This window comes from Microcoleus sp. AT3-A2, from assembly GCF_036705685.1.
GTDB lineage: Bacteria > Cyanobacteriota > Cyanobacteriia > Cyanobacteriales > Microcoleaceae > Microcoleus.
The window spans coordinates 1-1,321 of record NZ_JAUBVF010000164.1 but is presented as its reverse complement, the minus strand read 5'-3'; the positions used below and the strand labels follow the sequence as shown (position 1 = coordinate 1,321).

Sequence of the window (1,321 nt, the reverse complement as noted above, 5' to 3'; positions counted from 1 at the left end):
CAACGACATCGTGTACGCCGGCAAACAAACCGATGCCGTATTTGGCGGCAAAGCGGGCGATCGCATTTTTGGTGATCGCAACTCCGACACATTGTACGGCGATCGCGGTGCCGACACCATAGTCGGCGACAACGGCAACAACATCGACTTGACTGGTAACGACGGCGACCTGATTTTCGGCGGGTCTTCAGGCGACGCCATTTCAGGCAACCAAGGTTCCGACACCGTTTACTCCGGCAAAGCTGGCGACATCGCCTACGGTGGCATCGACAACGACTTGATTTGGGGTGACAAAGGCCCGGACACCCTTTGGGGCGACAACGGAGACGACTCTTTGTTTGGTGGCCTCCTCAACTCCCTAGACAGTGACCCCGACGGCTTCGATTTGCTGACAGGAGGCGATGGCAACGACTTACTTAACGGCGAAGAACAAGACGATACCTTGCGAGGTGGCAACGGACGGGATTTGTTGTTTGGAGGCAAAGCGGCTGATGGCATTTTCGGCGAAACAGACTCGGATACTCTCTACGGCAATCAAGGTTCCGACACCATAGTCGGCGACTACGGCACTCAACTTGGCAGTAGTGTTGCCACGGATGAAGGTGATTTAATTTTTGGCAACGACACCGGCGATATCATCGGCGGTGGCAGCGGTAACGATAGCATTTTTGCCGGCAAAGGTAATGACTTAGTTTATGGTGGCAAAGATAATGACCGGATTTGGGGTGAACTCGGTTCCGACACCATTGTCGGCGACGAGGGAGACGATTCGCTTTACGGTAGTTTGCAAAACGAGTTAGTGTTGGATGCCAACGGCCGCGACTTGCTGTTTGGGGGAGATGGAAATGACTTCCTCAATGGGGGTGAGAGTTCCGACTCGCTTGATGGGGGTTTTGGTAACGATACCCTTCGTGGTGGCAAGGATGACGATGCTGTACAGGGAGATGCTGGCAACGACTTGATGTACGGCGATGATGGTAGCGATATTTTGTGTGGCGATGAAGGTAACGATACCATTAGTGGCGATCGCGGGGAAAATCTGCGAGGCGCTGTGGGTGAAGACGGTCAGCAAGACTGTATTAATGGTGGCAGTGGCGATGACCTGTTATATGGCAATGAAGGTCAAGATGCTCTCAATGGTGATGATGGTAATGACACTATTTATGGAGGGAAAGATAGCGATATTCTCAATGGGGGTGCAGGGGATGACTGGCTGTTTGGTGATGGCTCAGATGATACTTTGATTGGGGGCACTGGGAATGATCACTTTGTGTTAAGCGCTAATAGCGGTATTGATACAGTTCTCAATTTTTCCGTAGGA

The 1,321-nt window shown here is 52.1% G+C and carries 1 protein-coding gene; it reads left to right on the top strand.

Translation table 11 applies throughout. The annotated features are described in order from the left end of the window. Positions 1-1,321: calcium-binding protein (locus QUB37_RS29685; protein ID WP_333168824.1), on the top strand; the 1,321-nt coding region annotated here is incomplete at both ends.